Source organism: Paenibacillus sp. 2TAB26, assembly GCF_052115145.1.
In the GTDB taxonomy this organism is placed as follows: domain Bacteria; phylum Bacillota; class Bacilli; order Paenibacillales; family Paenibacillaceae; genus Pristimantibacillus.
This window is the reverse complement of sequence record NZ_JBFRGC010000016.1, coordinates 113,039-137,091: the sequence shown is the minus strand read 5'-3', so window position 1 is coordinate 137,091 and position 24,053 is coordinate 113,039. Positions and strand designations below refer to the sequence as shown.

Annotated in this window: 15 protein-coding genes and 1 pseudogene; 14 read left to right on the top strand and 2 right to left on the bottom strand. The window is 46.0% G+C overall.

Annotated features, from left to right (window positions below; genetic code table 11):
- Positions 1-150: 150 nt before the first annotated feature.
- The 9 genes and pseudogenes from AB4Z50_RS19400 to AB4Z50_RS19360 all read left to right on the top strand — a co-directional run bounded on the left by AB4Z50_RS19400 (position 151) and on the right by AB4Z50_RS19360 (position 15,396).
- Positions 151-1,140 carry an ABC transporter permease gene (locus AB4Z50_RS19400; protein WP_441881170.1) on the top strand — a complete coding sequence of 330 codons (990 nt, stop codon included), beginning with the start codon at positions 151-153 and terminating at the stop codon, positions 1,138-1,140.
- A complete protein-coding gene (locus AB4Z50_RS19395; protein WP_076270687.1) occupies positions 1,140-2,021 on the top strand; it encodes a carbohydrate ABC transporter permease in 882 nt (293 codons plus the stop codon). Before AB4Z50_RS19400 ends, AB4Z50_RS19395 begins: the two co-directional genes overlap by 1 nt.
- 54 nt (positions 2,022-2,075) lie before the next feature.
- Positions 2,076-3,590 (top strand): extracellular solute-binding protein, encoded by a 1,515-nt coding sequence (locus tag AB4Z50_RS19390; RefSeq protein ID WP_441881169.1) that lies wholly within the window; start codon positions 2,076-2,078, stop codon positions 3,588-3,590.
- 84 nt (positions 3,591-3,674) lie between these two features.
- Complete coding sequence (locus AB4Z50_RS19385) at positions 3,675-5,345, top strand: DUF4091 domain-containing protein (protein ID WP_441881168.1); 1,671 nt, start codon at positions 3,675-3,677, stop codon at positions 5,343-5,345.
- 48 nt (positions 5,346-5,393) lie between these two features.
- Positions 5,394-7,157: a glycoside hydrolase family 35 protein gene (locus tag AB4Z50_RS19380; protein WP_441881167.1), complete on the top strand. Its 1,764-nt coding sequence runs from the start codon at positions 5,394-5,396 to the stop codon at positions 7,155-7,157.
- 56 nt (positions 7,158-7,213) lie between these two features.
- Positions 7,214-12,502, top strand: a complete 5,289-nt coding sequence (locus AB4Z50_RS19375; protein WP_441881166.1) for a polysaccharide lyase family 8 super-sandwich domain-containing protein — start codon at positions 7,214-7,216, stop codon at positions 12,500-12,502.
- Positions 12,503-12,520: 18 nt separating this feature from the next.
- Positions 12,521-13,639: a glycoside hydrolase family 88 protein gene (locus AB4Z50_RS19370; RefSeq protein ID WP_441881165.1), complete on the top strand. Its 1,119-nt coding sequence runs from the start codon at positions 12,521-12,523 to the stop codon at positions 13,637-13,639.
- Positions 13,640-13,655: 16 nt separating this feature from the next.
- Positions 13,656-13,847 (top strand): annotated as a pseudogene (locus AB4Z50_RS19365) (DMT family transporter); the annotation flags it as partial.
- A gap of 34 nt (positions 13,848-13,881) precedes the next feature.
- Complete coding sequence (locus AB4Z50_RS19360; protein ID WP_441881164.1) at positions 13,882-15,396, top strand: CehA/McbA family metallohydrolase; 1,515 nt, start codon at positions 13,882-13,884, stop codon at positions 15,394-15,396.
- A gap of 119 nt (positions 15,397-15,515) precedes the next feature.
- On the opposite strand, the gene AB4Z50_RS19355 is transcribed toward AB4Z50_RS19360, so the two are convergent.
- Together AB4Z50_RS19355 and AB4Z50_RS19350 are read right to left on the bottom strand one after the other, a co-directional pair.
- Positions 15,516-17,426 carry a beta-N-acetylhexosaminidase gene (locus AB4Z50_RS19355; protein WP_441881163.1) on the bottom strand — a complete coding sequence of 637 codons (1,911 nt, stop codon included), beginning with the start codon at positions 17,424-17,426 and terminating at the stop codon, positions 15,516-15,518.
- Between the two features lie 129 nt (positions 17,427-17,555).
- Positions 17,556-18,155 carry a TetR/AcrR family transcriptional regulator gene (locus AB4Z50_RS19350; RefSeq protein ID WP_441881209.1) on the bottom strand — a complete coding sequence of 200 codons (600 nt, stop codon included), beginning with the start codon at positions 18,153-18,155 and terminating at the stop codon, positions 17,556-17,558.
- A 196-nt stretch (positions 18,156-18,351) separates the two neighbouring features.
- Here AB4Z50_RS19350 and AB4Z50_RS19345 point away from each other — a divergent pair, with 196 nt between their 5' ends.
- The 5 genes from AB4Z50_RS19345 (at position 18,352) to AB4Z50_RS19325 (ending at position 23,980) form a co-directional block, all read left to right on the top strand.
- Entirely contained in the window at positions 18,352-19,560 is a 1,209-nt protein-coding gene (locus AB4Z50_RS19345) for an MFS transporter (RefSeq protein WP_441881162.1), read from the top strand.
- Between the two features lie 178 nt (positions 19,561-19,738).
- Positions 19,739-21,931: an ABC transporter ATP-binding protein gene (locus tag AB4Z50_RS19340; RefSeq protein WP_441881161.1), complete on the top strand. Its 2,193-nt coding sequence runs from the start codon at positions 19,739-19,741 to the stop codon at positions 21,929-21,931.
- Positions 21,928-22,461, top strand: coding sequence for a DUF1854 domain-containing protein (locus AB4Z50_RS19335; RefSeq protein WP_441881160.1), 534 nt, complete (start codon positions 21,928-21,930; stop codon positions 22,459-22,461). Before AB4Z50_RS19340 ends, AB4Z50_RS19335 begins: the two co-directional genes overlap by 4 nt.
- Positions 22,462-22,638: 177 nt before the next feature.
- On the top strand, positions 22,639-23,151 hold the full coding sequence (locus AB4Z50_RS19330) for a TlpA family protein disulfide reductase (RefSeq protein WP_441881159.1): 513 nt from the start codon (positions 22,639-22,641) through the stop codon (positions 23,149-23,151).
- A 13-nt stretch (positions 23,152-23,164) separates the two neighbouring features.
- Positions 23,165-23,980, top strand: a complete 816-nt coding sequence (locus AB4Z50_RS19325; RefSeq protein WP_441881158.1) for an MBL fold metallo-hydrolase — start codon at positions 23,165-23,167, stop codon at positions 23,978-23,980.
- Positions 23,981-24,053 lie beyond the last annotated feature (73 nt).

Here is a 24,053-nt window from a genome sequence, read left to right as displayed (position 1 = left end):
GTAGCAGCAAGGGATTCTCAATTATTGCTCAGTCGTTCTGAGCGAATAAGAATTGGTCATTGCCCGGCGGAAGCTTCGGCTTGTAAGATGCAGACATGAAACCATATGAGCAGCCAAGTTTAAACAAAATTGTTGGAGGTGGTGAAACCCTTGCCGCAATCTAATCCTGAATTAGCGAACGCAAGTTTATCACAAGGACATGAACCTAAGTGGCAAAAAACGAGAGATTCAAAGTGGTCTCAATTTAAAGTCATTTTAGGTCGAGAAAAATATTTGTACGTATTAGCGCTCCCGGGTATTCTCTTCTTTCTTATTTTCAAGTACTTGCCCATATGGGGGCTGGCGTTAGCCTTTAAAAACTATTCCCCATACTTAGGCTTTTGGCAAAGCGAGTGGGTCGGATTCAAATATTTTAATGAGTTTTTCACGAATCCAGACTTCCTGCTTTTATTTAGAAATACGATGGCGATTAGCTTGCTGAACATTGTTTTCTTTTTCCCGATTCCCATCGTTCTCGCTATTCTCATTAATGAGGTTCACAATCGCACATTTAAGAAAACGATTCAAACGATTATTTATTTACCGCACTTTTTGTCTTGGGTCATTATTGCAGGGATTTGCTTTATAATCCTCGGACAAAGCGATGGTATTATTAACAAGATTATTGTCGAATTAGGTGGCAAACCGATCGGTTTCTTGACGGAGCCGAATTACTTCTGGGGTTTGTTGACTGCACAGAGCATTTGGAAAGAAGCAGGCTGGGGCACAATTATTTTCCTCGCTGCCATTGCGGGTATTAATCAAGACTTGTATGAGGCAGCGCAAATTGATGGTGCAAACCGTTGGAAGCAAATTGTGAATGTTACGCTGCCTTGCATAAAGAGCACAATTATTGTATTGCTCATTTTGCGGCTTGGACAAGTGATGGAGGTTGGGTTCGAACAAATTTACTTAATGATGAGTTCTCCTGTATCACATGTGGCTGATGTATTTGATACGTATGTATACCGAACGGGCATTCAAAATGGTCGCTTCAGTTATGCGACGGTCGTGGGCATATTTAAATCGGTGGTTGGTCTTATCCTTGTCGTTACAGCCAATCGTTTAGCTAAAAAATTCGGTGAGGAGGGTCTTTACTAATGCATAAGTCCCTCGGTTATAAAGTGACAAACGGTATTATTTATACGGCGCTTGGTCTAATTGGACTCATCACGCTGCTGCCTTTTCTATATGTCATTGTTGTTTCCTTTACAGATCCCTCGGAGTATTTGAGAAAGTCGTTAATTATAATTCCAGAGAAGTGGAGCCTTTCCTCCTATAAGTACATTTTATCGACTCCAATGTTTATGCGTTCATTGGGGGTCAGCGGCTTCTTGGCTGTTGTGGGTTCGGCAATCGGTATTATCGTTACAAGCGCTTTGGCTTATGCCTTGTCGCGGAGACGATTTTTCGGTAAAAAGTTTTTCCTCGTTGCGATTCTAATGACGATGCTGTTCAACCCGGGTATGATTCCGAACTTCCTTTTGGTTGAAAGCTTGGGGCTTATCGATACCGTGTGGGCGTTGATTTTACCGGCTATTACGAGCGCTTGGTACGTATTTTTGATGAGAAATTTCTATCAGGAATTGCCGGAGGAGCTGGAGGAAGCAGCGAAGATCGATGGATGCAATGATATTGGGGTTTTCTTTCGAATTATGTTTCCAATCTCGATGCCAGCAGTCGCTGCGTTTGGGCTATTCTTTGCAGTAGGCTTCTGGAATACGTACTTCAACGGCGTATTGTACATTAACTCGGATGAACTTCGTCCGATGCAGGTTGTGCTGCAGATGATGCTGATTCAAGCTTCAACCAATATAGCGGACCCATCCGTAGCTGCAATGCTGCAGAGTGAGCAAATGCTCCCACCAGAGACGATCAAGATGGCGGCGGTAGTCGTTGCGTCTCTGCCTATCATTATGGTTTATCCGTTCCTGCAGAAGTATTTTGTAAAAGGTATGCTGGTTGGTTCCGTAAAGGGTTAACGGACAAACGACCATTATATAGGGATTTACTACAAATAAGGGAGGGTTTTAAAAATGAAAAAAAGAAGCTTTGGCATGACGCTTTTGACGCTCGTTCTTACGACAAGTTTAATTGGCTGTTCGAATGGTGGCGAAGCTAAATCGGCCGGCAATAAAGAGGGTAAACAAAAGCCAGTTGATATTAATATTGGCACGATGACTTATGGTGAATCTCCTAGCAGTGATCTCGAAAGTGTCCAGAAGCTCAATGAAAAACTAAATGTAAAGCTGAGCATCGATTTTTATCCGATTAATAGCTATAAAGAGAAGCTGAATGCTTTGCTTGCTTCCAAGAGCTTGCCTGATGTCATTCTTATCGAGGATATCAATGATCCTGCATTCTCAACCGCGATTGAGCAGGGTGCATTCTGGGATTTGACCCCGTTCTTGCAGCATTATCCGAACCTAGCAGGTTATCCGGAGAATGCGATTGAGAACATTAAGTTCAAGGGTAAATCCTACGGTATTCCGCGTGTTCGCCCATTGGATGGACATGAATCTCTCATTATTCGTCAAGATTGGCTTGATAAAGTGGGGCTGAAAGCACCAACGACGATGGATGAGCTCTACAAAGTATTAGAAGCTTTTACAAAAAATGATCCGGACGGCAACGGTAAAAACGATACCTTTGGTATGGTGCAAGCGAGTGTCAGCCCTTATATGATGACGATGTTTGGCGCAGGCACAGCGTGGAAGGAAACAGCTGAAGGCGGTCTTGAGCCATACTGGCTGACAGCTGAAGCAAGAGAAGCGCTTGAATTCTGGAGCAAGGCGTATGGCGATGGTCTTATTACGCCGGACTTGCCAGTGATGAAGCCAAGCCAAGTGAAAGAAATGATGATTCAAGGCAAAGCGGGCATCTCCTTCGGCAATATTAACGAAGCGTTTATTTTCGGACAAGAGCTGCAAAAAATTAAGCCTGAAGCAGAATTGAAGGCGTATGAAATTCCAGCTGCCAAAGACGGCAAAAAGTACAATGAACAAGCATATGGCTACTATGGATTGTTCCTAGTCAGCAAAAAGGTTAGCGAAGACAAGCTGAAGAAAATTCTTGAGGTTTATAACGAAACGGCGACTGAAGAAGGCTACAATCTCGTTACCTATGGTATTAAAGACAAGGATTATACCGTATCGGAAGATGGTTCAATCGTTCAAACCGATGAAGGCAAGAAAAAAGCATATGGTACAGCGACGACTGCACAATGGATTTCCGGTTATTTCAACAAATATCAACGTGCTGAAGGACCTGGCATGCCGGCAGAAGTTAGAGATTACAACCGCCAGCTGGTAGATACCATCTCAGCATCTTCAATTAAGAATCCTGCTGCAGGGCTGCCAACGACTGAAGTATGGATGGAAAAAGGCGGCGATTGGCAGAAGAAGTTTGTTGATATGTACACAAACGTTGTCATCCGCAAAGCAAGCATGGAGGACTGGGACAAGTTTATTGGCGGGCTTAAAGCCGACGCCAGCTTCCAGCAGCATCTGAAAGAAACAAGTGATTCTTACAAAGCGTTAGCAAGCAAGTAAGTAAATAAGCCCGGTAAGTTCGAATAGGTCAGTCGAGTTTACCGGGCTTATCTTTTTTATTAGATCATGTAGGGGGAATATGAAGTGGAAAAGTTAAATGGAGCTTTGCAGCTGGAAACGAGATGTATCAGTTCATTGATCAAAGTATTCGCCGATGAAGAACTGCTTGCAGCTGCGGTAACTAGAGGCTCGGCACTGCTTGGTGAATCCTATTCGTTCCAGGTTGCATATCGGGCAGATGTACTTATGCGGCAGCTGCAGGTTCGGGTGGAGTCCGAGCTTGAGCAAGCATTGACCGTACGAACGGTAGAGCTGGTACCCGCCAATATGGTGAGCTATCACGATGCAGATAATCATGTGCTGAGAAGCACGCCCGGCTTGTATCCAGATGCATTAATCCCATTTGATGCAGTCCGCGGTTTAACCGGTTATCCAAGCCAATGGCGTTCTTTATGGATAACTGTCGAGGTTCCGATGGATGCGAAAGCAGGTTTATTTGATATTCGTATTTATCTCATCAATGATAGCGGCGAGCAAGTAGGCGAGGAAACATTTACGCTGGAGGTAATTGCGGCAGCACTGCCCGAGCAGTCACTTATCCATACCGAATGGTTCCATGTTGACTGCTTGGCTACCTACTATAAAACGGACGTATTTAGCGAGTACCATTGGCATTTGATTGAGCAGTACATCCAAACCGCTGTGAAACATGGAATGAATATGATTTTGACCCCTTTGTTTACCCCTCCGTTAGACACGGAAATTGGAGGAGACCGCCCAACCGTACAGCTCGTTCAAGTTGAACGCGTGGGGGATGATTACCGATTTACTTTTGAAAAATTAAAGCGCTGGATTGCACTGTGTGACCGCAGCGGCGTGAAATATTTTGAGTTCTCTCATCTCTTTACACAATGGGGTGCCAAGCATGCACCGAAGGTAGTCGGCACGGTTGATGGTCAGGAGAAGCAGCTGTTTGGCTGGGATACGGATTCCAAGGATTCGGAGTACACCGAATTTCTTACGTTATTTTTGCATGAGTTAGTGTCATTTATAAAAGAAAACGGTTTAGAGAAGCGGGTTTATTTCCATCTGTCGGATGAGCCAAACCTTGCGGACATGGACACCTATCGCGCAGCGAGTGAGCTTATTGGACCGATTTTGGAAGGATTTCCGATCATTGATGCACTCTCAGAGTATGAATTTTATGAAAGTGGTCTAATTAAGCACCCCATTCCGGCTAGCAATGCGATTCAGCCATTTCTTGAACACGGGGTAGAGGGATTATGGTCGTATTATTGCTGCGCCCAATACAAGCTTGTGTCTAATCGCTTTCTCCATATGCCGTCTTCGCGCAATCGTGTATTAGGCATGCAGCTGTACAAGCTGAAGCTTGCAGGTTTCTTGCATTGGGGCTACAACTTCTGGTATGCGCAGTTCTCGAAGTATCCGATTAATCCGTTTCAAGTGACGGATGCAGGCGGCGGTTTTCCAGCGGGGGATGCATTTCTCGTATATCCAGGTGCTGAAGGGCCGATTGAGTCTATCAGGCTGGAGGTGCTTACAGAAGCGCTGCAGGATCTGCGAGCGCTTGAGCTTCTAGAGCGGAGTACCTCACGAGAAGCGGTAATTGCTTTGCTCGAAGATGGCTTAGCGCAGGAGCTATCCTTTGAAGCATATCCGCGTGAGACGGAATGGTATATCCGCAAGCGTGAGGAAATTAACCGTCTAATTGGCGAGCATGCAAATTCGAAGTAGATATGGCAAGTCAAATACATCAAGTTCATGAGCAGAGGAGTAAATGACATGGCATCATTCAGAGTGCAAGGTAATCAATTTCTTTATGAGGATAAACCGATAACGATTTTGTCGGGGGCGATTCATTATTTCCGTGTTATTCCGGGGTATTGGAAGGATCGATTGCTTAAGCTGAAAGCCTGCGGTTTTAATACAGTTGAAACGTATGTCGCATGGAATATGCACGAGCCGCAGGAGGGTAAGTTCTGTTTCACGGGTATGGCGGATATTGTAGCGTTTATCGAGATAGCAGCAGAGCTGGAATTGCATGTCATTGTACGTCCAAGTCCTTACATTTGTGCGGAGTGGGAGTTCGGCGGCATGCCGGCTTGGCTGCTTGCTGAGGATGGAATGCGCTTACGCTGCTATGACGAGTTATTTTTATCAAAAGTAGATGCTTATTATGATGTGCTGCTGCCGATGCTGAAGCCTTTGTTATGTACAAACGGCGGTCCAATTATTGCAATGCAAATTGAGAATGAGTACGGCAGCTATGGCAATGATCTAAAGTATCTTGAGCATATCAAGGAAAGCATGATTTCGCGCGGAATGGACGTTCTGCTGTTTACCTCAGATGGCCCGGAAGATTTTATGCTGCAGGGCGGGATGATTCCTGGTGTTCTTGAAACCGTAAACTTTGGTTCGAGAACAGAGGAAGCTTTTAACAGCTTAAAGCAAGTTCAGCCGGACAAGCCGCTCATGTGCATGGAGTATTGGAATGGTTGGTTCGATCACTGGAACAAGCCGCATCATACGCGGGATGCACAGGAAGCGGTGCAAGTATTTGAGGATATGCTGAATGCTGGCGGGTCAGTTAATTTCTATATGTTCCATGGAGGTACGAATTTCGGGTTCTATAATGGAGCCAACAATCATGGGAAATATGAGCCGACGGTAACGAGTTACGACTATGATAGTCCACTAACCGAGTGGGGGGATATTACGGAGAAATACGTCCTGTTAAGGGAGCTAATCGCAAAACATTTTGGCACGGCGTTAATGCCGCTTCCGGAGCCTGTTCGCAAAATGGGATATGGCGATGTTCAGATGAAGCCGGTTGCGCCGTTGTTCGATGTGCTGCCGTTGCTGTCGACACCGGTGCAGCGCGCTTGCCCTGAACCGATGGAGAAGCTCGGACAAGATTATGGATTTATTTTATATACAACAAAAGTTTCGGGCCCAAGACTAAATTGTTCACTTGTTTTGCAGGAGGTTCACGATCGCGCGCTCGTATTTTTAGATGGAGAATATAAGGGTGTTATAGAGCGCTGGGACCCACAGCCAATCGAGTTTGATGTGCCGGAGGGCGGGGCAGATCTTCGTATTCTAGTCGAGAATATGGGCAGAACCAACTATGGACCGTATTTGCGAGATTATAAAGGGATTACTGAAGGGGTGAGATTAGGCTTCCAATTTCTATTTGATTGGACAATTCATTCGCTGCCGCTTCATAATATTGCTCAACTTGAGCAAGCGCCTGCTGCTGAAGAGCGAGTACAAGACATAAATGGACCAACCTTCTACCAAGGCTCCTTCCACATCGAGCAGGAATCTAATATTGCAGATACCTTCCTGGCACTTGAAGGCTGGACCAAAGGAATTGTATTCGTAAATGGTTTCAACCTTGGACGTTACTGGGAAGCAGGACCGCAGAAGACGCTTTATGTTCCAGGTCCGCTGCTTCGTACCGGTGCAAATGAAATTGTAGTGTTCGAGCTGCATGGAGCGAAGACGCTGCAAGTGACGCTTCAAGATACACCTGATTTGGGGTAGTGCAAAGTATTGCAAAGTAATACCATCATGAACTGGAGATTGGAGAGGGTTCATTCATGAATATCAGGAAGAGGTCTATTTCAATTGTAGTGGTATGCTGTATGGCATTTCAGCTTTTGTTTGCGGGGCTGCCTATACTTGGCGAACAAGCGGTTGCGAGTCCGAATACGATGGTCAATTTGATTGCTAATGGCGGCTTTGAAGAAGGCAGCTTAATTCCGGATAAAGGTTGGCAGGATGGAGGAAGACCAACGGGCTGGGGCGTATGGCGCGCAATGGAAGGCAATCAGAATGTATCCGTTACAGAGGCTGTTTATCACACGGGAGCACGATCAGTGCAAGTAAAGCACGACAAGCTTGCTAGAACAGACATCGTTCCTGATCCGCTTGTTCCGATTACACCAGGGCAGACCTATAAGCTGCAGGCTTGGATGAAGACGGATCAAGTGCTGCCGGAAAATGTGAGTAAAGGCGTATATATTCGTACGCAGTATTGCGGTGCTGATGGGAAAAAGATTGAAGACGGTCCTTATCTTCCTTATGTAAGAGGGACAACGGATTGGACCTCTTATGAACTGCTGCTGCAGGTTCCAGATAAGCCGCAAATTGCTAGCTTTAAAGTTGAAATATTTTTTGAGACGGGTACAGGAACTCTATGGATTGACGATGTAACGCTCACTCCATTCAAAGATATTACGTCCATCGCGCTTAGCCCACAAAACGTGAACATGGATAAGGAGCAAAAGGTCCAGCTGATTCCTACTGTGGCACCTGCGAATGCACCGATGGATGACCTGATTTGGAGCTCCTCCAATTCGCTAGTAGCAACGGTTCAAAACGGTGAGGTAACGGCTCATGATTACGGTACGGCGGTGATTACTGCTGCGACGAGCGATCGTAGAGTATCCGCACAAAGCTTCGTTACGGTAGAATCGGAAGCACAGAAAAAAGCGTATGAAACGCTTCGCAAAAAATGGGCGGCAAAGCTGGTTGGCGGAGAAGGGATTGATATGAATGATCCTGAGCTTGCTGCAAATGTTGAAGCCTTAGTAAACCGAATGACGAATAAAGAAGGTACCGGAAGATGGGACAAGCTGAATAAAGCTGCTGATGCGGATGTATTATGGGAAGACGTCATCAGCAAAACACAGAATGATTCGTGGCGAATTTCCTGGGCGTACGGCATTATTCGAGATCTCTCGCTGGCTTATTCAATGAAAGGCTCCTCTCTTTTTGAAAATGAAGACTTGAAAAACGATATTATTCAGGCGATGGAATGGATGCTGAAATATCAATACAATTCCAGCAAGAAGATTACAGGCAACTGGTGGGATTGGGAGATCGGAACACCGCAGGAAATTATGAATATCCTGTCGCTCATGTATGATGCAATTCCGCCAGATTTAATTGCAAAATATATTGAAGCAATTGATAAGTTCGTGCCCGACCCCAAAAAACGTGTAGCGAATTCAGCAACAATTGAGACAGGAGCAAACCTGCTTGATAAAGCACTCGTTGTGACGCTGCGTGGGATTGTAGGTCAACATGCCGCTAAAGTCATGCAGGGTCGTGATTCGATTGCGGATGAGTTCTTGTATGTGAAGAAGGGGGATGGGCTTTATGAGGATGGTTCCCTCGTTCAACATACAAGCATAGCGTATACTGGCGGTTATGGTGCGGTATTGCTCGGACGTATGGCTGATTTATTTTATATTTTTGCAGATTCAGAGTGGGCGGTTTCAGACCCGAGTGCAAGCAATGTTTATAACTGGGTAAAAGATTCTTTTGAACCGCTTTTATATAAAGGTGCGATTCTGGACTCGGTCAAAGGTCGCAGCATTTCTCGTGCTGCCGATTCTGATCATATTACAGGGCGCTCCATTATAATGACGCTTCTGCGACTGGCTCAGTCTGCCCCGCCAGCTATAGCAGAGGAAACCAAAAGTATGGTGAAGGAATGGGTACGTTCTGACACGACATTTGAAAACTATTACGAAGGATTGCCATTATATGAACTTCATTTATTAAAGCAATTAATGCAGGATGACAGCGTTGCTCCTCGCGGCGAGCTGGTGCATACGCAAATGTTCGCAGGTATGGATCGTGCGGTTCAGCTTCGTCCTGACTTCGGGCTTTCTATCAGTATGTTCTCGGATCGCATTGCAGCGTTTGAATATGGTAATGGCGAGAATAAGAAGGGCTGGTACACCGGAATCGGAATGACAAATGTGTACAATAGCGACTTGAAGCAGTTTAGTGATCATTATTGGCCAACGATTGATAGCTATAGGCTGCCAGGAACAACAACGGATCGTTCTTACAGAGAGCCCGCAGAATGGGGCAATTATATAAATGGCAAGGACTGGGTTGGCGGCTCAGTAATCGATGATTACTATGGGGCTGTGGGTATGGAATTCTCGCTTGCAGGCAGTACAGGGAGCTCCTTGCAAGGGAAAAAATCATGGTTTTTGTTTGATGATGAAATGGTTGCAATAGGCTCTGATATTGTTAACAACACGGCGAGCATGACTGAAACAATCGTTGAGAACCGTCAGCTGACCGAAGCGGGTACCAATAAGCTTATTGTGAACGGTCATGAGATGCCAACAAGCTTAGGCTGGCAGGAGCAAATGACGGATGTGAAATGGGCTCATATGGAGGGCAATGCGGTCGGTTCTGATATTGGATACGTATTCCCTTCGGGAGAAAAAGTGACAGGCAAACGTGAAGCGCGCGAGGGAGCATGGAGCGAAATTAATAAGGGTGGCCCAGCAGATGTAGTGAAGCGCAATTATTTAAGCCTTGCCATTGAGCATGGCATATTGCCGACAGCTGGCACTTATGAATATGTGCTGCTTCCAGGCAAGACGCCGGAGCAAACGGCTGCATATGAAGCGAATCCCGACATTCAAGTACTGGCTAAAACGGAGAAGGTTCATGCTGTAAAAGAAACAAAGCAGCAGGTTACAGGTTTGAATTTCTGGCAGGCGTCTGCTTTCCAGTATGTGAAGACCGATAAACCTATTTCCATGATAATGAAGGAAAAAGGCAGTGAGCTTACCCTTGCGATTGCTGAACCTACACAGAAGCAAGGCATGGTAACGGTTGACCTCGGTAAAATAGGATTGCAGATCATTGCACAAGATCCGAGCATTCAGGTCGTGCAAACTTTCCCGTATACTCGCTTGGCAATCCATACGCAAGGATCAGCAGGAAAAGTCCATACGATTACGTTGAAGGTTGATCCGAGCCAGACGATCAATATGGAAGCCATGCAGCCGGAAGAAGGTAAAATTTTTAAAATTCCGGTGATGGAGGATACCTTCGTTCGTAGTGGAGCAAATCATGCCAATGTGAATAATGGCTCCAAAGATTATGTTGAAGTGCGTGAATATGGCGAGGGATATACACAACGATCCTTCATGAAGTTTGACCTCAGCTGCATCTCTGGTGATATGGAGTCTGTAAAGCTGAAGGTCTACGGAAAAATAAATGATGGCGATGCCAAATACGATTCTAATTTGATCGGTGTTCACCGCGTTGAGGACGATTCTTGGAAAGAGACCGAGATGGTGTGGGGCAATCAACCGGCTTATGGTGATGCCATCTCCACAATTGCTTTCCAAAAGGTTGATAAATGGCGTGAATATGAGCTGGCAGACACCGTAAAAGCGGAGCTGCTGCGTGATCAGCGTTTAAGTTTAGCATTGATTGAGCAGCCAGGCGTGAAAGGCTTGAATACACAGATCAAGAGTAAAGAAAACGCTGCGTTTGCGCCATATTTGGAAGTGAAGATGAAGGCATCTGAGGGTGCAAAGGTGACGGAGATTACTGTTACACCACCAGAAGCAACGCTAAAGCAGGGTAAGCAAGTGAAGCTTGAAGCGGCTGTGAAACCAGATCATGCAAAAAACAAACAAATCGTTTGGACTATGAGCGATGAGCATCGTGCCTTAGCAACGCTGCAAGTTAATAATGGACAAGCCGTTGTTACAGGCGTGCTGCCCGGCAAGGTGGAGATTATTGCAGCTTCTGTCGATGGGGGGTATCAAGCGACGGCGACTATTGTAATTGAGGCGGCGGAAGTAAAACCAGATCCGGAGCCAACGCCAAAGCCTGATCCGACACCAACACCAACACCGACTCCTGATCCAACGCCGAGCCCGGCACCTGGAGGTTCAGGTTCAAATGAGATAACGATAAAAGAACGGGTTCAAGGCATGCTTGGCGGCGAATTAAAAATGGTCAGTACAGACGAGCAATTGGCGGCTGGGCAGATTTTAATTTCAATACCGGATGGAGCCCAAAGCGTTCAGCTCTCATCCGCTGCCATTTTGAAGCTGCTGGAGTGGAACCGTGAAGCTATGCTAATTTTGAGCGGGCCCAATATGTTTATTACTCTTCCACTAAAGCAGATGGATAATGTTGAAGTGACCAATGGCTTGCGAATCGGAATGGAGCCTATTGCTGAAGACACAGTAACAACGATTACAGACCATGCCAAAAAGTTAGGTGCTTCACTCGTTCATATCGCTGACCAAGTTGTAGTGGAGGCGGACTCCTTGCAGCGAATGTACGGCAGCTTGATTAATGCTGGAAAGCTAGAAATGAAATGGACGATAGAAACGAAAGCAATTCCGGCTCATTTGGCGGGGCTGCGTTATGACGAGGAGCGCAAAGCGCTTGTTCCAGTTCCAATGAAGCTAAAAGCGGTTGGGAGCAGTGTAGAAGCAACCTTTGACGGCCTGCCAGGTCAAACCTACCTGTTGGTTGAAGCAAACAAGACATTTGCGGATCTTGGGAAGCACTGGGTCAAGGATGATGCACAATACTTGGCATCTAAGTTTATTATGCAAGGAAGAAATGCAGATACCTTCGCACCTCAGGCGGAAATTACTCGCGCAGAGATGGCTGCTATAATCTCTCGAATGTTGGATCTTGGTGTGAAAGGTTCAAATCTAACGTACACCGATGCAAGCGACATGCAGGGCAGTTGGTACGAGAATGATATTATTCGAGTGCATGAGGCTGGACTGATGAACGGTTATGCAGACGGCTCGTTTAAGCCAGAGCAAACCATTACGCGCCAAGAATTGGCGGTGCTGATTGCTCGCGTCATGAGTAAGATTCAACCAGACTGGATGACCGGGGCAGATACTGCTCAACTTCATATTTTTACGGATTCCCAAAAAATTGCGCCATGGAGCGTAAAGGAAATAGCAACAGCGGTAAATAATAGACTGCTGCAAGGGGACAATCAGCAAAGATTTAACCCTGCGGCTTTAGCGACTCGTGCGGAAGCAGCCGCTATCGTGAAGAGAATGCTGGATCAGATAAATCGGTAGCTGAGAGGATGGAAGGACATGTGGAAATCGGCAATTGAAGATGCAATGGAGAAGACGAAAAAGAACATCCAGCGTTTTGGGGTTCGCTTCCCGCATGTCAGTGTCAATAACAAGTATGAACTCAATGACAATGAAGATTGGACAAACGGATTTTGGAGTGGAATGCTGTGGTTATGCTACGAATATTCCGGAGATGAAGCTTACCGAGATGCTGCTCGGCTCACGGTAAAGAGCTTCAAGCATCGTATGGAAGAGCATATTGTGCTAGATCATCATGATATCGGTTTCTTATACACCTTATCCTCGCAAGCACAGTGGATTTTGGAGCGGGATGAGGAGGCAAGAGAGCTGACATTACAGGCGGCAGACGTACTTTTGCGCCGCTTTAGAGAAAAAGGGCAATACATTCAAGCTTGGGGACTGGCTGGAGACGAGAAGCATGGCGGGCGCATGATTATTGATTGCCTCTTGAATCTTCCATTGTTATTTTGGGCTTATCAACAAACGGGTGATGAGCGTTATTATAAGGTTGCCGTTAAGCAGGCAGATCAAAGCCGCCGCTACCTTGTACGAGGTGACGACAGCTCCTATCATACCTTCGTTTTTAATGAAGAAACCGGTGAGGCGCTAGGCGGCGCAACCCATCAAGGGTACACGAATGGATCGACATGGGCCCGCGGCCAAGCATGGGGTATTTATGGCTTTGCACTTGCCTATCGCTACACCGGAAATAAGGCGTATTTGGATACAGCGAAACGGATGGCAGCCTATTTCCTCTCAAAGCTGCCAGAGGATGATGTAGCTTACTGGGACTTTGATGTTCAGGTCGAGGAAGGGACGTACCGAGACAGCTCTGCTTCTGCGATTACAGCCGCGGGCTTGCTGGAATTAATGAGTCATCTGGACGATAACGATCCAGATCGCGCTGAATTTGAACGGAAGCTGAATTTGTCGATGACCTCACTTGTTCGTCATTACTCCACGATGGGAGAAGAGGCAGAAGGGTTATTAAAGCATGGCTCTTATTATGTAAGAGGCAATACAGCGCCGGATGATTTTATGATCTGGGGAGACTACTTTTACCTTGAGGCACTTATGCGGATGGAAAAAGGAATAAAAGGTTACTGGTACGAGTAAATGGAGTAAGAGAGCAGGCTCTTACTTGTTATTTTTATTTGCTATGAATTTAGACCCGCTGTCTCATTTATCTCCAATACGCGAGATCGGCACCGTCTTTGGTACGCTGCTCGGGATTTTAGTCCTGAAAGAGCAGCAGGGGAAAATGCGGATTGTGATGTCGATCGCAATTACCACAGGAATTATAATAATAGGCACGCTTGGATAGTTACAGAATTATAGGATATGGAAGGTGAATAACCATGAATAAAGGACAAATTGCCGTTAAGCTGGAGCAGAATAACAGCTATTTTCCGATTGCGGTTGAAGAAGAGTACGACTGGCTTGCGATTCGCTTTACGTATGAGAAGGAAAACTCGTGGGGAAGATTGCATTTATTCGATGCAGAGAACAATATCCGTTTCTGCTTCCTAGATGGTGGAAACGAGCGGCTGATCGTCGTTCATAAGCAGGTAGAATTTACGAGTCCCATAGCGATGCCGGGTCCCATCGTTCAAGGCATGTGGACGCTTGAGGTTTCAAATGAAGAGGGCAGAATGTTCGAAGCAGAATGGGAGTTTGGACATGGCGCTCTGCCGGCGGAATATGAATCGACTCAGCTGCAGGGCGGGCGTGAATATTGGAGCACTGGCAATTTGGATGCTGGCGTCACGATGGACAACTACGACTGGGCGAAGGTGTGGAAGACGGGGAGCCGCTATTACAAAGGTGATTTCCACACACATACAATATTGTCCGATGGTAAAATGACACAGCTTATGAATCGTGAGCAAGCGGTGAGGCAGGGTCTGGATTTCTTTGTAGCGACGGATCACAATGTACTGTCTACATCATGGGCGAAAGGAGAGGCACTTGTTATTCCCGGCGTAGAAGTCACAGCTGGTGACGGGCACTGGAATGCACTTGGTCTAAGGAAATGGATCGATTGGAGAGCGACTGCACAAGACGGTGGCTTGACGACGCAGCAGGGAATGGACCGATTAATGAAGGAAGCGGCGGAGCTCGGAGCGGTCTGCTCCATCAATCATCCGATGCTGGCACCTTGGGCATGGCTATATGGGGAGACGCAGCTAAAGGGATTACACTCCATGGAAATATGGAATGATCCGACCTTTTCTCCAAACACTGTCGCTACCGAGAAGGCATTGCAGCTTTGGACGGCAAGCTGGAATGAAGGTTATCGTATTACGGGAATTGGCGGTTCTGACTCACATATGCTGCCTACAGATAAATATGAAGATAGCCCTATTCCTTCTTTAATTGGCGACCCATCCACCTATGTATGGTGTGATGATTTGAGTGCAGACAACATATTAGAAGGCGTGAAAAATGGGCATGTTTATGTGTCGCGCGGACCCGTGCTTGAAGCGTCGATTCAAGTCAGCGGCCACGATTACCGATTCGGCTGTGATTTGTCTGATGCGTTTAGTTTGGGGAAAAGCATTGCTGCATCCCATGAAGTGAACTGCACATTAAGTGTAGCGAGTGATGTGTTCGCTCGAGTAACCTTAATTCACAACGGTATTGCTAAATCAGTGAAGGAAGTTTCTGCGGCGGCTGCGGGAGAAGCGCCAGCGGCGCTGGAATGGATTATACCTTGGGAAGAAGGCGCGTATAACTGGTATCGCTTTGATATTCGCGATGAAGCGGGAATGCTGCTCGCCTTTACGAACCCGTTCTATTACGGTTCTAAGACGCCGCAGATAACCTCTTTTAAAGAGCTCTTGGCAAGCGCGAATTTGACGCAAGAGGGTTAGGGCAGGCTTTCGTATACGCTGGAGCTTATACATTTCATATTAAACAAGCCCGTGACGGCGATGATTGTGTAGTCATCATCCGTTCACGGGCTTTTAGTCTAATTATTCATTCAGTTCACTTAAAAAGGGTTCAAAACATGGAAGAAGACGTTTGGCGATGCCATCCGATAATAATAGCTGCACCAGCCTACTCCTTTGTGGTTGAAGCGGTTTACTGTGCTGTACACCAACCGTTCCTGTTCCAGCTCTTCGATCCTCGCAATTCGTCCCTCCACATAGTCCATAATCCTAACGGACGCAGTATCCAAGCGACTAATAACTCCGCCATAACGAATGTCGATGACTTCCCAACCAAATGGTTTGAACATGCGCAGCCACTGCGAGCGATGTGCTATTCGAAGCTCACGTACTGCCTCTGCAATAGCGGTCAACTTATTCATGGCTAGGTGTCTCAGTTTATCATTATCCTTTGAATCATAGGCTTGCTTAAGCGTAATGCCGATTTCGCTCTTTAGCTTCAATACGGCGCACAACTTCTCAGGCACCTCGAACAAATAATCAAGCGCAGCATCCTTATCGCGTTTATTATGAATTTGCAGCTCTAAGTTGGCATAGTGACTGTTCAGATCCAGCCCTTCAATTTGCTTGTCGAACATCCCGAGCAGCACATCTTGGTATAGTAGAAACTTTGAAGGGTTGCTTTGCTTGCTGTTGTTTGGCTCCGATCCTGGAATTTCGTCGAGATCCTTCAACTGCATGAAAGCTTCTGCTTCTATTCCAGTACAAAACTTAACCCGTTCCGCCAGCTGTTCTTGCGTTGGCTTTTGTTCGGAGTAAGCGTGCTCCGCATAAAGCTGCAGACCAAGCAACGCTGCGAAAGGATTTCCCTCATTGCCGTCGTCGCCCCACATGGTTGCATATACTTCGCGGATGCCTTGCTGTTTGCATACTTGCAGCGCAACATCTGAAGCGTTCAGCGATAAGCCGTAATTCACGCCGAATGTGTTGAAAATCCAAACGGCTCCTGCGAATACTAAATTACAGCCGAGCGGCCGATGATTAGCGATAACCCTCTCGTAATCCTCAGCTTCCAAATGTACATAATCCCAATACACCATGTCGACGTCTTTGGGGATGCGGCTGGCCATTTCCTCGGGAATGGAGGTATCTTTATCGTAATATTCATCGCCGTTCCCGGAAGCGAGCTTGAGGAACATATCACTCCACATCATCGGTTTCAAGCCGCGGCTGCGAGCGACCTCAAGTACCTTCTCCAAATGTGAAGTCATAATAGTAAAGCGACTTTCGTAGCCATTCAAGTCCAAATATTTGCCGCGGCCAAGCTCCTCTGCTTCGTCCATTCCGATATGAAGCTTGCGACTGCGGAACGGCGAGCTGGCAGCATCAATCATTTTTTCGATTAGCTTATCTGTCCGTTCGTCACCGACGAGCAAGGCGCCTTTCGTATCACGGTAATGCTTAATCGGCTCCCATTTTAGAAATTCCTCCAGATGCGCGAGTGTTTGTATGCTTGGGAAAGCTTCGATACCGAATTGGTCGGCATAGTCGTCAATCTCCTTCAGCTCCGTATGCGTATAACGGCCCCGCATGTAACCAAAATACGGTTCGCCTTCAATTTCGTATGTATCCTCCATGTACAGCATGACCGTGCTCATTCCCATTAAAGCCATCTTATTCAGCATGGATTTAAAGCCGTCTAAAGTAAGCACCGCGTTGCGGGAAAGATCAAACATAGGTCCAATTTGATCGAACTGCTGCTTCTCACGAATATGGAATGTGCTGCTCTTGCGGCTATGTTGAATGAGCAAGCCAAGTCCGCGGAAAAATTGATGTTTTTGTCCATAACGAATATAAGCCTTGTCCTGTTCAAGGCCAACTTCCAGTTCACCTTCGGATGCTTCAATATGAACGGGCAGCCCGTCCTCTTGCAAGTCAATTCCCAGCTCTTTTATGAGCAGCTGTGTACCAGGCATTAGCTCCGCAATCTGRCCCTCGAAACGTAACTTCATATGATTTCCCTCCAGCATTTCGGATGTTGTGAAGATGATAACCACAAATAATTTAATGCTATTCCAACCATTTGATGAAAGCAATAAGGACTTCATTCGCGCATTTGAGGTGCATCACGCTTTTATATGTTATGAACGATCCTTCAGAAGCAAGCCGTTTAACACGAGGGAAAGACTCTGCAAAGCCTTACTCAAGTCATCCTCGGCGTTTTCGGCGTTGGCCAGCCAAAACGCAGTATTAATTAGCGCTCCATTTAATAACCGCGCTAAAGCTTCGTGATCTGTCGTCTTTATCACTTGATCTATCATTAAACGATGAAGCATATCAGCCATCGTTGCGAGACATTGGGACTGAGATGATTGCGAATAAGCATTTCCGAGAGCCGAGGGTGCATCTCTAAGTACGATTCGTTGAATTTCCGGCTCAAGCGCCATGGCAAGATATGCGTGGCAGCGACCGACGAACCCTTCCCAATTTCCTTCGGCTGTATCTGAAATTTCGGCTAATCTGCTATCCATTTCAGCATCTATTTCGTTGACAACTGCTTCTAATAACCCTTTTTTGTCGCCAAAATGATGATATAACGCACCGCGCGTTAACCCCGCGGAAGCTGTAAGCTCATCCATCGATGTGTTTGCATACCCAATCGTGCCAAATGCTTCTCTAGCGGCATTCACTAGTTTGATTCGAGTTTCTGCAATCATTTCTGATCTCGTTTTGCGAACCATGTTTCCTCCTGCTTGCATTCTTTTTTTAATCATTGACATACGCGCCGTATGTATTTATATTATTCACATACACGGCGTATGTCAATTCATATTTCGACTCCCAAATCAAACAGAGTCTAAATAAAAAGTTTTTCATATGAGGGGAGAAAAGGAATGAACAATGTTGTACGAGTCGCTTACTGCTTGGAGGTGCATCATGGCTAATTCGTACCACGAGATATTTAAAGCTGCCGGAGCAAAAGGGTTTTCAGCTGCAGGTTTTGTTGCTCGTATGCCTATATCGATGATGGGCATTGGCATCGTGACCATGTTGTCGCAGCTGCGCGGCGAATACTGGCTAGCAGGTGCTGTAGCAGCTACCTTTGCTTTATCAACGGCCTTAATGGCTCCACAAATTTCCCGTATGGTAGATCGGTTGGGGCAATCCCGTATCCTGCTCCCATTTACAGGGATTAGTGTAGTATCTATCGTTTTTTTGCTGCTATGCACAAGATATGAAGCGCCGGATTGGACGCTATTCCTGTTTGCCTTAATTGCAGGCTGCATGCCTAGTATGCCGGCAATGGTTCGTGCGCGCTGGGCTGAGCTGTACCGGGGCTCCCCGAAGCTGCAAACGGCGTTTGCTTTTGAATCTGTGATGGATGAGCTTTGCTTTATCATTGGCCCAATCATTTCGGTCGGTTTAAGCGTTATGCTGTTTCCCGAAGCGGGTCCGCTTCTAGCCATCGTTTTTTTAGCCATAGGGGTCATCCTGTTTACGATGCAAAAGAGTACAGAACCTGCTGTGCGTCCCCTTCATTCAGATCATAAAGGTTCGGTTATTAAGATTGGCTCATTGCGGGTGTTGGTGTTTGCGCTCATTGCGTTAGGCACTATTTTTGGCACCGTGGATATTGTTAGTGTAGCTTTTGCAGAAAATCAAGGAAATACTGCAGCTGCTAGCATTGTGCTTTCCGTTTATGCTTTAGGTTCGTGCTTAGCTGGCTTGGTTTATGGTGCACTTAGGCTCAGAACTCCGCTTTATCGCCAGTTTTTGTGGGCTGCCGCGGTTACCATGGCAACGATGCTTCCGCTATTATTTGTAGATAATATAACGAAGCTAGCAGTAGCTGTATTTTTCGCTGGGATATCGGTAGCTCCTACTATTATTGTTACGATGGGCTTGGTGGAGAAAATTGTGCCCGAATCCAAAGTGACGGAAGGAATGACTTGGGCTATTACAGGCATGGGAATCGGGGTTGCTTTAGGATCATCCGCAGCTGGCTGGGTCGTGGATCACTTTGGTGCGCGAACGGGATTCGCGGTAGCAATAGCAGCAGGAATTCTCGCTCTGATTATTGTGGCTCTTGGTTATAAATCGCTGATGAGAGCATATAATTACGCAATAAGGAGCTCTGAGCAGTAAGTGTTTATATGCTTAGAGCTATAGTATGAATACTAACCCACGACCGAATAAGGTTGTGGGTTTTTGTTTGTACTGTAATAAAGACAGCCCGGCAGTAATAAACAGTTATAGTTATTTTCCATCTTTACCCATATGAAAATATGTGAGTAAATAGGTTGGTAACGAAAGGGGGAAGAATATGACCTTTATGAATAAGCTTCCTAAAGCGATAGAAGCACAACTTAGAGAGAAAACGCTGTTTCATGCCGTATCAGATTTAATGAATGATGGTCAGTTTGGGGAAGAATGGCTGGTCCTGACTGAAAAGGAAGTATCGGTGTGGAGTTCGGATGGGTTGTTGGTGACTAAACTCGCATTTTCGGATATTACAGATGCCCGGGCTGTTGGCGGAGTAGGCGGCGGCTCATTGCTAGCGGATACCAAGAACGGTCCGATTATCCTTATACGCTACACAGCATCGCTTACTTCTATATTTGGATACGCCTCTAAATTAATGGGTGCAGTGGCAAAAGGCGAAGAGCGACCAACGGTTTCTGAGAAAGAATTCCCGAGAAACTGTCCAAAATGCCGCAATCCGCTGCCGGACGATTCTCAAGCTTGTCCCGTTTGTAAAAACAACGGCAAGGTTCTGTTTCGAATGCTGAGCTATGCGAAACCTTACAAGCTGCAAATGGTTGCAGCAGCGATTATGTTGATTTTCACAACATTGGTTGAGCTTATCCCGCCATTTTTGACCAAAATGATTGTGGATGATGTGCTGACTCCGAAGGATATGGGCTCCACGCTTTTGTGGATTGTTATCGGCCTTGCAGCGACATCGCTGGTAGTCACCCTCATGCAGACCGTGCGCGGTATTATTGGCGTGTGGATCGGCTCTAAATTAATGGGCGATCTTCGGCACGATGTCTATAATGCCTTGATGAGATTGTCGTTATCCTTCTTTGACCGAAGGCAATCCTCGCAGTTCATTGGACGGGTAAACAATGATTCAGAGGCGATGCGGCAATTCATGACCGATGGTGTCATATGGGTTTCGGGTGAGTCGCTGCGTGTCATTGCGATTTTCATCATTATGTTTAGCTTTGATTGGAAATTAACGCTGCTCGCCATGCTGCCTATGCCGCTTATGATTATTTTGTCCAGTGTATTATGGCCGATGATCGGTCGGCGGTGGTATCAGCAGTGGAGGTCTATTTTCAGATTAAATGCTTTAGTTGGCGATTCTTTGCAAGGTATTCGTGTGGTTAAGGCGTTTGGTCAGGAAAAGACGGAAATGTCACGTTATACGACAGCGAATAAGGAGCTCGTTCGGCATAATATTCGAATTGAAGGTCTGTGGCAGGGCATGTTCCCCGTCTTCGCTTTAGTCGCTGGAGCAGGTACCTTATTGATTTGGTATTTTGGCGGCAAAACCGTGCTTCAGGGCAATCTATCTATCGGTACCTTGATCGCTCTAGTTACCTATTTGGGCATGCTTCTTGGACCATTGCAGTGGGTAAGCCAAATGATCAACTGGGCAACGCATGCGATTTCGGCAGCCGATCGCGTATTTGAAATTATGGATACCCCGTCTGATGTGCCCGATACTGTAAACCCAGCACAAATTGGCCGCGTAAAAGGCGAGGTTGAATTCAAAAAGGTGACTTATGGATACGAAAAGCATCACCCTGTGCTCAAAAGCGTAGACTTAAAGGTAGCCGCAGGCGAGATGATCGGATTAGTCGGACATTCCGGTGCGGGAAAATCGACGTTTATTAACATGATTTGCCGATTTTATGATTCGGATGAGGGTACGATTACGATCGACGGCACGAACATCCGCAATATTAGCCAGAACGACCTGCGTAAGCAGATTGGCGTCGTGCTGCAGGAGACGTTTCTGTTTGACGGGACGATAGCAGAAAATATTGCTTACTCTAAACCGGACGCTACAGAGCTGGAAATTATGCGCGCAGCCAAAATCGCTAATGCACATGATTTCATCGTTCAGCTGCCGGATGGCTACGACACGAGAGTTGGTGAACGCGGCCATAAGCTGTCTGGTGGAGAAAAGCAGCGGGTATCTATTGCTCGCGCCATTATTCATGATCCGCGAATTCTAATTCTGGACGAAGCAACGGCCTCCGTAGATACGGTGACGGAGCGTCAAATTCAAGAAGCGATATCGCGTCTGGTTAAAGGAAGAACAACGTTTGCGATTGCCCATCGATTGTCGACTTTGCGCAATGCAGATCGGCTTGTTGTGCTGGATCACGGCAAAATTGTTGAAGTAGGAACACATGAGGAGCTGCTGGCTTCCGAGGGTGCATACTACAAGCTGGTTGAGGCGCAAAAGGAAATGTCCAAGATCAAGGGGGTAGAAAATGCATGATTGATTCCAATGACATTGGTGTTGAAATAAACACGAAGGACCCTTTTGAGATTAATCTATTGGAACCCAATGCGGTCTCATTTTCCCGCAGCCAAGGCGGCGTTTTTCAAGGCGTTGTAGAAGGAAAGGCCTATGAAGAAATCACACTCTTTCGTATATTTCCTTTCCAATACACGACCCAGTATATATCAGTCCGCGATGCCAAGGGTGAAGAAATCGGCGTTATTCAGGATATTGAGCAGCTGGATAAAGAAAGCCGAACCGAAATGGTTAAAGAGCTGAAGCTTCGGTATTTCCTTCCGCTTGTAACTCATATTGATTCCATTAAGCAAAAAGCCGACATGTGGATTTGGGAGCTGCAAACGAATTTGGGACCGACCCGCATCGTCATGCGGAACTTGCATGAGCATATGCAATACCCGAGTGATAATCGAATTATTCTTACCGACATCAACGGCAAAAGATGTGAAGTTCGTGATTGGAAGATGCTAGACGGCCACAGTCGTGGTCAGTTGAAGGATGTCTTATAAGGCAACGAATATCGTGCTGTCCCTCTTTTTCTAAATAAAAGAGAGGGCGGCACTTTTGTATTGTCTTATGATGCTCGTGTAGAAAAAAAGTAGATAGCATGTGAAAATCATCGTAAGATAGAATGAATATCCACTTTCAACCAGCATCCCAATGATCAATGGAAGGATCATGTGTAAATGAAGAAAATAGTTAAAATTACGACAGGCACAATTATTATTGCGGCGTTTAGCTTGATGGTCTATCTTGGGTATAGCTATCTCAACAAACTCAAAACCGAATTATCAAGTATCGCCTTGTCGGAGCTCAGTACAGGGGAAGAAGTGGCGGTTGATTTTGCGGAGAAACCAACGGTTTTATYCATCTTTACTTCATGGTGCCCTTACTGTAATGAGGATGCCCCAAAAATGGTCGCTTTGCATGAAAAGTATAAGGATAAAATTAATGTATACGGTATAAATGTTACGAATCGTGATGAATTATCAGAGGTAAAAAACTATGTGGAGCAGCATCAAATTACATACCCGGTTCTCCTGGATAAAACGGGGGATGTATACAAGTACTACGGCGGAGATGGCTTCCCAGCTCTGTGCTTTGTGAATACGGACGGGGAGATCATTGATTACATTATCGGATCGCTTGACCAAGATGAAATAGAAGCTTCGTTTAAGAAGCTTCTCGGCGAGACCTAAAGGAGAGATACTTTTGATTCAATACAAAAATGAACAGGTAACCGTGTTCCAAAGTGAGTTATATCAAACGACAGCGACGGTCATTCAGACGGAGGAAATGGTGCTCATCGTAGATCCGAACTGGCTGGCGGGAGAAGTTGAGGCGATTAAAGAGTATGTAAATGAGATCAAAGGTGATCGAGCTTTGTATCTATTATTTACTCACGGAGATTTTGACCATATTATTGGTTATCAAGCGTTCCCTGATGCCACGACCATCGGCAGTACCGGGCTGCAGCATCATCCGCAAAAAGAAGAGAAGCTTGAAATGATTCGAGATTTTGATCGTAAAAACTATATTGCAAGAAATTATCCTATCGCATTCCCAAGCCTTGATATCATAATTAAAGAGGATGGACAGCAGCTGCACGTAGGAGATACGACAATGACTTTCTATCTTGCGCCGGGTCATACGGAGGATGGATTAATAACGATCGTGGAGCCGTTAGGAATCATGATTGCAGGAGATTATTTATCCGATTTCGAGCTGCCTTTTATTTATCAAAGTGCGAAGGCGTATAATCATACCCTTGAGAAGGCTGGCTGTATTTTTGCAACGCATTCCGTTCGCTTGCTTATACCGGGTCACGGAAAAGCGACAGCCGACTCGTCAGAGATGAAGAGACGTTTGGCTATGGCATCGGATTACCTAAAGCGCCTTTGTGAGGCAGTTATGGCAAATAACGAGACTGCTCTTGCTGCACTCTACCGTGAGCATGCCTTCTTATCCACCTTTACGGAATATTGCCATAAGGAAAATGTATCGATTATACAACGTGAATATCAGTAATAATATAATCAACGAACATTAAAACACCCTAACGAGGAGCCGCTTGCGTGCTGCGCGATAGGGTGTTTTTGGT

Excerpts from the sequence above, each read along its gene's own strand:
- AB4Z50_RS19395 (WP_076270687.1), top strand. The coding sequence starts at position 1,140 with ATGCATAAGTCCCTCGGTTATAAAGTGACAAACGGTATTATTTATACG.
- AB4Z50_RS19390 (WP_441881169.1), top strand. The coding sequence starts at position 2,076 with ATGAAAAAAAGAAGCTTTGGCATGACGCTTTTGACGCTCGTTCTTACG.
- AB4Z50_RS19380 (WP_441881167.1), top strand. The coding sequence starts at position 5,394 with ATGGCATCATTCAGAGTGCAAGGTAATCAATTTCTTTATGAGGATAAA.
- AB4Z50_RS19375 (WP_441881166.1), top strand. The coding sequence starts at position 7,214 with ATGAATATCAGGAAGAGGTCTATTTCAATTGTAGTGGTATGCTGTATG.
- AB4Z50_RS19370 (WP_441881165.1), top strand. The coding sequence starts at position 12,521 with ATGTGGAAATCGGCAATTGAAGATGCAATGGAGAAGACGAAAAAGAAC.
- AB4Z50_RS19360 (WP_441881164.1), top strand. The coding sequence starts at position 13,882 with ATGAATAAAGGACAAATTGCCGTTAAGCTGGAGCAGAATAACAGCTAT.
- AB4Z50_RS19350 (WP_441881209.1), bottom strand. The coding sequence starts at position 18,155 with ATGGTTCGCAAAACGAGATCAGAAATGATTGCAGAAACTCGAATCAAA.
- AB4Z50_RS19345 (WP_441881162.1), top strand. The coding sequence starts at position 18,352 with ATGGCTAATTCGTACCACGAGATATTTAAAGCTGCCGGAGCAAAAGGG.
- AB4Z50_RS19340 (WP_441881161.1), top strand. The coding sequence starts at position 19,739 with ATGACCTTTATGAATAAGCTTCCTAAAGCGATAGAAGCACAACTTAGA.
- AB4Z50_RS19335 (WP_441881160.1), top strand. The coding sequence starts at position 21,928 with ATGATTGATTCCAATGACATTGGTGTTGAAATAAACACGAAGGACCCT.